The 7,073-nt window shown below is 59.3% G+C and carries 8 protein-coding genes and 1 tRNA gene; 1 reads left to right on the forward strand and 8 read right to left on the reverse strand.

The window, feature by feature from the left end:
- Window positions 1–396 precede the first annotated feature (396 nt).
- The 8 genes from CEJ45_RS23925 to CEJ45_RS23955 all read right to left on the reverse strand — a co-directional run bounded on the left by CEJ45_RS23925 (window position 397) and on the right by CEJ45_RS23955 (window position 5,779).
- Window positions 397–834 (reverse strand): hypothetical protein, encoded by a 438-nt coding sequence (locus tag CEJ45_RS23925; protein WP_141107055.1) that lies wholly within the window; start codon window positions 832–834, stop codon window positions 397–399.
- Window positions 831–1,754 carry a hypothetical protein gene (locus CEJ45_RS24700; protein WP_141107056.1) on the reverse strand — a complete coding sequence of 308 codons (924 nt, stop codon included), beginning with the start codon at window positions 1,752–1,754 and terminating at the stop codon, window positions 831–833. Before CEJ45_RS24700 ends, CEJ45_RS23925 begins: the two co-directional genes overlap by 4 nt.
- The gene (locus tag CEJ45_RS23930; protein WP_088757491.1) at window positions 1,751–2,101 is read right to left on the reverse strand and encodes a hypothetical protein; all 351 of its coding nucleotides are present in this window, start codon (window positions 2,099–2,101) and stop codon (window positions 1,751–1,753) included. Before CEJ45_RS23930 ends, CEJ45_RS24700 begins: the two co-directional genes overlap by 4 nt.
- A gap of 65 nt (window positions 2,102–2,166) precedes the next feature.
- Window positions 2,167–2,523, reverse strand: a complete 357-nt coding sequence (locus CEJ45_RS24705) for a hypothetical protein (protein ID WP_141107057.1) — start codon at window positions 2,521–2,523, stop codon at window positions 2,167–2,169.
- 136 nt (window positions 2,524–2,659) lie between these two features.
- Window positions 2,660–2,744, reverse strand: a tRNA-Leu gene (locus tag CEJ45_RS23935).
- A 77-nt stretch (window positions 2,745–2,821) separates the two neighbouring features.
- On the reverse strand, window positions 2,822–3,262 hold the full coding sequence (locus CEJ45_RS23940) for a surface-adhesin E family protein (protein ID WP_088757492.1): 441 nt from the start codon (window positions 3,260–3,262) through the stop codon (window positions 2,822–2,824).
- 288 nt (window positions 3,263–3,550) lie between these two features.
- Window positions 3,551–4,630 (reverse strand): tartrate dehydrogenase, encoded by a 1,080-nt coding sequence (locus tag CEJ45_RS23950; protein WP_088757493.1) that lies wholly within the window; start codon window positions 4,628–4,630, stop codon window positions 3,551–3,553.
- A gap of 210 nt (window positions 4,631–4,840) precedes the next feature.
- Window positions 4,841–5,779 (reverse strand): D-hexose-6-phosphate mutarotase, encoded by a 939-nt coding sequence (locus CEJ45_RS23955; protein ID WP_088757495.1) that lies wholly within the window; start codon window positions 5,777–5,779, stop codon window positions 4,841–4,843.
- 168 nt (window positions 5,780–5,947) lie between these two features.
- Between CEJ45_RS23955 and CEJ45_RS23960 the strand changes: the two genes are divergently transcribed.
- Entirely contained in the window at window positions 5,948–6,862 is a 915-nt protein-coding gene (locus CEJ45_RS23960; RefSeq protein WP_088757494.1) for a LysR family transcriptional regulator, read from the forward strand.
- Window positions 6,863–7,073: the final 211 nt, after the last annotated feature.

Consider the following 7,073-nt stretch of genomic DNA (forward strand, 5'->3'; position numbering starts at 1 on the left):
GCTATTTCGCTTCTTCTTTGCTTCACTCATTCTCGTCATCCCTTCCAGGACGACAGCTTAAATCAGTGTCTCAAATTCGGGGTCCACTTTACCCATGATGGTAGATTCCCACTTTGCGAATAGAGAAGGGTTTCATCGTTACCAGCACGTGCGTTCCGCTGCCGATTCAGGTCCTGATAGCGTCCAATGCGAAAGTTGTACTGATATTTGAGGTGCGCGTCGATTCGGCCGCCGCCTTTACGGTCGCCTACCGAAACCCTGAAGTGATAGTGGCCTAGTGGACTCATCTACTTGGATCCGAACCTTACGCTCACGACGTGAGCGTGCCGCCTGCAAGGCCGCGCGTTTCTCCACGAAGTGGAGAAACTACTAAGCGCGCATTGTCATGCTGTTGAGTCATGAGGCCTGGCCGCCGGATGCTGTGGATTCAGATTCCTTTTTCTCAGGGAATCTCGCTTGATAGGTGCGCAGAACTTCCACGACCGCTTCCTCATCAACGTTTTCTATACCTTTCAACTTTTGAAGCAGTGCCATAGTGACGCTAGCGTTTTCTGCGGCAATTTGTAGCGCAGCAATCCCGATACAGATTTTTGCGTGATTGTGGCGCTTCCTGCTTGCGTCTTGGACCGTACGGAAGATTTCGCTTGTTCGGCGCTCGGCTTCTCGCGCCTTGAATTTGAGTTTGTCGGCTGTCCACAGGCTGTCCAGCAGAGTCTTTTCGGCACTAGAGAGTTCTTGTTTGACCGTCAATTGGATGATCATTTTTTGATCAGCGGTTTTCTTGGACAACGAAAGCATCCATGAAAAGCGCTCATCCCGGTTCCAGGTCGTCATTCTTCACTTCTCCCATTTTTCGATTGGCGTGATTTCTCAGCCAGTTTGGCAGCCGCTCGAGCGCTATCTATTCCTTTAATTGCTGCTTCAGGTGTCTGCTTGACTTCCTCGCTTTGCGCGTCCGTGCGCATTCGTTCACGTCGACGGGCGAAAACTCGAGGTGCAAAGTTAGGTGCAAATTCTCCACGCGTGAACGACTCTAGGATGGTTGTGAACCAATGAATGGGGTAGTTAATCATGGCTCTTTCTCCGCGACGACCTGCTTCGATGGCGCCGGCGAACTCGTCCAAAAGCGTTTGGGCAGCAGTCAAATCCTCAATCTCAGCCCATAGAATTTTCGCGAATGCCTCGTCCTGATAGCGTGAAATCGATTCCTCGAGCCAGAGGTGTTCTCTGAGATCTCCAATACGCAAACTGCTACCACCAGGTGGTGGTGGTTTTTTGTTACTTGAGTTCTTGTTTAATGAGTGTTGGTTTAATGAGTATTGGTTAGATACGCTGTGTGATCCGCTGCTGGCTTTGCCATCAGGGGCGGTGCCGTTGTCGGCAAAGCCGGTATCGGTAGAGCCGGTATCGGTACCGCCGCCTCCGGTCCAGTCATCATCGCGAATCCCTTCCGGAGAGAACAGCCATTCGCTGCTGAACTTGCCGCTTGGATCTTTAGACCGTATCAACGCCATGTATCCGGCGTTACGAAGTTCGCGAGACACGCGGGCCCACCATTCACGACCTCTTGCCTTTCCCGGCCGTTCTGAAAACTTATCTTGTATGTAATCCGGACGGATCGCCCAATTCTCAGGCTTGCACGCGAGCCACAAACCGACTGCAGTGGCGTCCTCACTTATATTCATATCTTCCGCAAATGAATTGGGAATCGATGCCCAAGGGGCCTTTGCCTTGGCCCGGCGAATTACGGTCATTGGCGAGCTCCGGCCGTGGGGTGGCGGCCGTCGATTGGACCGGATGGGCTCTTCTTCATTTCTGCTGCCCGTAACAGGGATTTCGAGGCAGATTTCGGCGGTCGGCCGCGTTTAGGCTTGTCGCAAGACTTGGCTATGGTCGCGTCAATGAGAGATGCAATATCGGCGATCCTGAAATAGTTCATGCGACCGATCCTGACGGGCACCAATTCGAAAGTCTTCGTACAAAGTCGATTTCGTATGGTCTGCGGCTCGAGGCCGAGAATGTCTGCGGTTTTCTTCAGTGGGACGAGCAGGGCGCCGCCGGAGCTGCGCAAGACGAGATCCAGGGTAGAGATTTGTTGCATGAGTGCTCCTTATGCCGCAAAAGTGCGGCACGAATTAATTCGTGCATCCCAACGGATGCGCTAAATCATTTCTTAGGAGCGGAGCGGGGAGGCCGTTCGGCCTGCTCGGGGTGAGCGTTAGGGGGGAAATGGGGCGAGACCGGTGCGGCTGGTCGACGGCGTAGCACCAGTAAGTTGGACCTGGAAAGGCGGTACGCGTAGGAAAAAATTAAGCAGCCCAGCGTCACCACCATTACCAGCAAAACAGGCGAAATCGCAGTGACAAGAAATCCGAGCTTTCCCAGCACCAATGCTACAAAGACAAGCGTCATCAGCAAGCCATAAAGCTTGTAGAGGCCGATAGCCCGCTTTTGATTGGTCGACAGTTGAGGAGAGGAAGCCCGCATGCGAAGTAATTTATCAGCTTGCAGATATGCAAGCAAGAAGCTCGATGTACCGAAATATACCGAATTACTTCAGGCGCCTTTTGAAGATTGACCAGGTCAAAATTGGTCAACTTTTAGGGAGTGACTCGGTATAATCGGATATCTTCCTTCATACCTAATCCCTGAAATCTACTGGTGCCGGGAGCCGGAATCGAACCGGCACGCCTTGCGGCGCGGGATTTTGAGTCCCGTGCGTCTACCTATTCCGCCATCCCGGCGACGCGAGCCAGCGATTATTACCGATTTCGCATTCCGGAGCAAGCCCTTCAAGCGCCCGGTCACGCCTCCACGGAAATTATTTACCGCACACCGCCTCAATGGCCCGCTCCCCGGTCGAGCCGGGAATGGGATCCTGCAGCTTCACGTCCGAATACGCCAGCTGCGGCGCCAGCAGCAGTTGGCCTTGTCCATCAGGCTGCGCATACATCTTGCGGCTGCCAAAACCGAGCTGGCGGGCCGTGCAGTCAAAATAGGCGGTCGAGACCTCCGACAGGTAATACGTCTTGCTGCCCTGGCCCATCAGCAGCTGCGGACGGTTCCAGTTCAGCAGGATCTGCGCCTGCCGCACGCTGCGGGTGCTGACGATGCTGCTCTTGTCGATGAAGAAGCTGCCGATGTTGTTCTCCCCCAGCGGCATCCACTCGGCATGCGCCGGAAGGCTGGCCGCAGCCAGTACGGTGGCCAGCAGCAGGGACAGGCGTGGCGCGGAGAAGAAAGAAGAAAAGCGTGGATCCATATCGGGCAGGGCGCCGCGTCAGGTCAGCATCATGGCCAGCATGGCGACATCGTCTTCCAGCAACAGCACCAGCGTGATGCTCCAGAAGAGCAGCTCCGCCAGCAAGCGGTGTCCTGTCATGCGCAGGCTTGCAGCCATGTCCAACTCATCGATCGCGAAAAATGAAAGTGCGGCCATCCTAACATGCCCTTTACGATTGAACATGGCCGCACCGCATGAAATCCCCGTACGAAAAAATGGCCCGCACCAGGCGAGCCACTTGTTGCTGCAATACAGACCGGTCAGCAATCAGATCGCCGCAGCAATCGCGCGGCCCACTTCGGTGGTATTGCTCTTGCCGCCCAGGTCCGGCGTGGTCGGTCCATTGACCAGCACCTCTTCGATGGCCGCCAGCATGGCGTCGTGCGCCTGGCGATACTTGCCTTCGCCATTGCCCAGGAAGTCCAGCATCATCGCGCCGGACCAGATGGTGGCCACCGGGTTGGCGATGTTCTTGCCGAAGATGTCCGGTGCCGAACCGTGCACCGGCTCGAACAGCGACGGCAGCTCGCGCGTGGGGTTGATGTTGGCCGAGGGCGCAATGCCGATGGTGCCGGCGCAGGCCGGGCCGAGGTCGGAGAGGATGTCGCCGAACAGGTTGGAAGCCACCACCACATCGAAGCGATCCGGGTTCAGCACGAAGTGCGCAGTCAGGATGTCGATGTGGTACTTGTCGCGGCGCACGTCGGGATACTTGGCGCCCATGGCTTCCACGCGCTCATCCCAGTAGGGCATGGTGATGGCGATGCCGTTGGACTTGGTGGCCGAGGTCAGGTGCTTCTTGGGACGGCTCTGCGCCAGGTCGAAGGCGAACTTCAGGATGCGGTCGGTGCCCTTGCGGCTGAACACCGATTCCTGGATCACGGTCTCGCGCTCGGTGCCTTCAAACATGCGGCCGCCGATGGCGGAGTATTCGCCTTCGGTGTTCTCGCGCACCACGTAGAAATCGATGTCGCCCGGCTTCCGGTTGGCCAGCGGGCAGGGCACGCCCGGCATCAGGCGCACCGGACGCAGGTTGACGTAGAGGTCGAAGTCGCGCCGGAACTTCAGCAGCGAGCCCCACAGCGAAACGTGGTCCGGCACCGTGGCCGGCCAGCCGACCGCGCCGAAGAAGATGGCTTCAAAACCCTTCAACTGATCGAACCAGTCATCGGGCATCATCTTGCCGTGCTGCGCGTAATAGCCGCAGTGCGCCCAGTCGAAATGAGTGAACTCGATGTCGATGCCGAACTTCTTGCTGGCGGCCTCGACCGCGCGCAGGCCTTCCGGCATCACTTCCTGGCCGATGCCGTCACCGGCGATCACGGCGATCTTGTGGGTCTTGCTCATCGTTGCTGCTCCTCTGGAGAAAGGGAAAACCGGCTGGCCGGATCTATCAAGTGCAGCCATCATAAATCGCTTCCCGCCCGGGATCATCCACGAACTGGTGATTTTATAAAACACGATTCGTGAACAGTGCAGAAAACGTCAACCATGAAAAAAGGCAGTGCCGTCATCACGGCACTGCCTTCTCCGGGGGCGTCTGCTGCAAGGGCGGCTTCAACCGCCCAGGGTCTCGCCCCAGATGCTCACGCCCATGGTGTGTTCGGCGCCCGGTTCCAGTTCCACCAGGTCCTCCATCACATTGGCCGTCTCGATGCACAGCATGCGCTGCCAGGCATCATCGGCAAACTGCGACAGGCGGCGCGCCTTGCTCACCCAGGGGTTCCAGACCACCGCCGAGGTCGAGCCGCTGGCCTCGATGTGGATGTGGCGGTTCCAGCCCTCGTCGCGGATGGCCAGGTGCGGCGGCAGGTCCAGGTAGATGCGGTCGGTCTCGCTGCTGACCACCAGGGGGCGCTTCTGCTCCCGCTCGGCCCAGCCTTCCAGGGTTTCGATGTAGCGGCGGCCTTCGAGGCCATCGACCGTCACGTTGTGGATGCTGCTGACGGCAAAGTAGCTGTGCAGCGCCTGGGTCAAGGCGATGTGCTGTTCGCTGCCATTGCGGGTGGTGAGTTTGAGATGCAGGCGATCGTCCAGCAGGATCTCCAGCCGCAGTTCGATACCCGGCGGCAGGTGGCGCAGGGCGGGCGATTCGGTCGTGGGCGGGATGGCCAGCACCAGCCGCACGGTGTCGCCTTCGATGGCGTTTTCCATCAGCAGCCAGGGGATGCCGCGCACCAGGCCGTGCGCCGGCAGGCGGCCACCGGCGTGCAGGGCCTGTACCTGCGGCGGATTGCGCATGAGGTCGCCGAACCACGGCCAGCACACGGGAATGCCGCCGCGCACCGAATTGCCGGCCTCGAAGGCGGCTTCCTCGCTCATCCAGATCACCGGTTCCTGTCCGTGCACCTGGTAGCGCAGCACCTGCGCACCTTGCTCGGCGATGAGCAGTTCGGCGCGCTCGGTCTGCACGCGCAGGCATTGCAGCTGGTTGACTTCGATGCGCTGGATATGGGGAAGATCAGGCGGGAGTTCCTGCTCGTCGATGAGGCTCATGCTGCTGCTCCAAGAGAATTCGTTGCGATTGCGCAAGACTGCCACATTTCCGGCGCTTGCGGGAGATTGCTCGCTTGCGCTGGCGATGCGCCGCGTATCGCCAGCGTGCAATGGATGACTGGCATGGCACTATAATCCACGGATCGTGGACTTCAATGCCTACACATCGTGAACAATTCTCCCCTGCTCGAAGACCTGCGCCTGTTCTGCGTGGTGGCCCGCCACAGCAACTTTGCCGAATCGGCGCGCGAAGTCGGCGCCTCGCCGGCCTACATCAGCAAGCGCATCGCCCTGCTGGAGCAGGCGCTGGGTGTGCGCCTGTTCCATCGCACCACGCGCAGCGTGGTCATGACCGAAGATGGCGGCAACGTCCACGAATGGGCGCGCAAGATCCTCGATGATGTCGAGCAGATGATGGAAACCGTCAGCAGCGCCAAGCGCGTGCCGCGCGGACTGTTGAAGATCAGTACCAGTTTCGGCCTGGGGCGCAAGGTGGTGTCGCCCTTGCTGTCGCGCTTTGCCAGCGAACATCCGGAACTGAAGATACAGCTGGAGCTGGTGGACCGGCAGATCGACCTGGTCAACGAAGGCATCGACCTGGATATCCGGGTGGGTGCGGGGCATGAGCCGCACCTGTTCTCCAAGCGCATCCTGCCCAGCCAGCGCGTGCTGTGCGCCAGTCCGGCCTATCTCAAGAAACATGGCGCGCCCGCTGACCTGGCTGCGCTGCGCCAGCACCAGTGCCTGGTGATCCGCGAGCGCAACCAGTCCTTCGGGATCTGGCGCATGATGGGGCCCAAGGGGCAGGAGACAGTGAAGGTGTCGGGCGGGTTGGCCTCCAACCACGGCGAGATCATCCACCAGTGGGCGGTGGATGGGCACGGCATCATCCTGCGTTCGATCTGGGATGTGGCTGACAGCCTCAAGCGCGGTCGGCTGGTGCGGGTGTTGCCGCAGTATTTCCAGGAGGCCGACCTGTGTGCGGTCTATCCGATGCAGTTGAAGAATTCGGCCAAGGTGCGGGAATGCGTGCGCTTCCTGCAGAAGCACCTGGATGTGACGGCGTCGTCGGCGACGGTCTAGGGCCTGTTCACATTAAATCTGCGAGATGCGTTGCCCCCAGAAGGCGCGGTGGCAAGGCGCGCGTCAGGGCAGGTGGTGGTGCCACCAGCCCTGACGTGCGACGCGGCCAGCGCGCCTTCTGGGGGCAACCCTCCGGGAGAGGCCGCCAAGCGTCGCCTGCCGTTGTTGCAGCTCCTTGCCGTGGCACCACCACGGCGCGTCGCTGCGCCTA

This window comes from Herbaspirillum aquaticum (assembly GCF_002213425.1).
Taxonomy (GTDB): Bacteria; Pseudomonadota; Gammaproteobacteria; order Burkholderiales; family Burkholderiaceae_D; genus Herbaspirillum; species Herbaspirillum aquaticum.

Excerpts from the sequence above, each read along its gene's own strand:
- CEJ45_RS23950 (WP_088757493.1), bottom strand. The coding sequence starts at position 4,630 with ATGAGCAAGACCCACAAGATCGCCGTGATCGCCGGTGACGGCATCGGC.
- CEJ45_RS23955 (WP_088757495.1), bottom strand. The coding sequence starts at position 5,779 with ATGAGCCTCATCGACGAGCAGGAACTCCCGCCTGATCTTCCCCATATC.
- CEJ45_RS24700 (WP_141107056.1), bottom strand. The coding sequence starts at position 1,754 with ATGACCGTAATTCGCCGGGCCAAGGCAAAGGCCCCTTGGGCATCGATT.
- CEJ45_RS23925 (WP_141107055.1), bottom strand. The coding sequence starts at position 834 with ATGACGACCTGGAACCGGGATGAGCGCTTTTCATGGATGCTTTCGTTG.
- CEJ45_RS23930 (WP_088757491.1), bottom strand. The coding sequence starts at position 2,101 with ATGCAACAAATCTCTACCCTGGATCTCGTCTTGCGCAGCTCCGGCGGC.
- CEJ45_RS23940 (WP_088757492.1), bottom strand. The coding sequence starts at position 3,262 with ATGGATCCACGCTTTTCTTCTTTCTTCTCCGCGCCACGCCTGTCCCTG.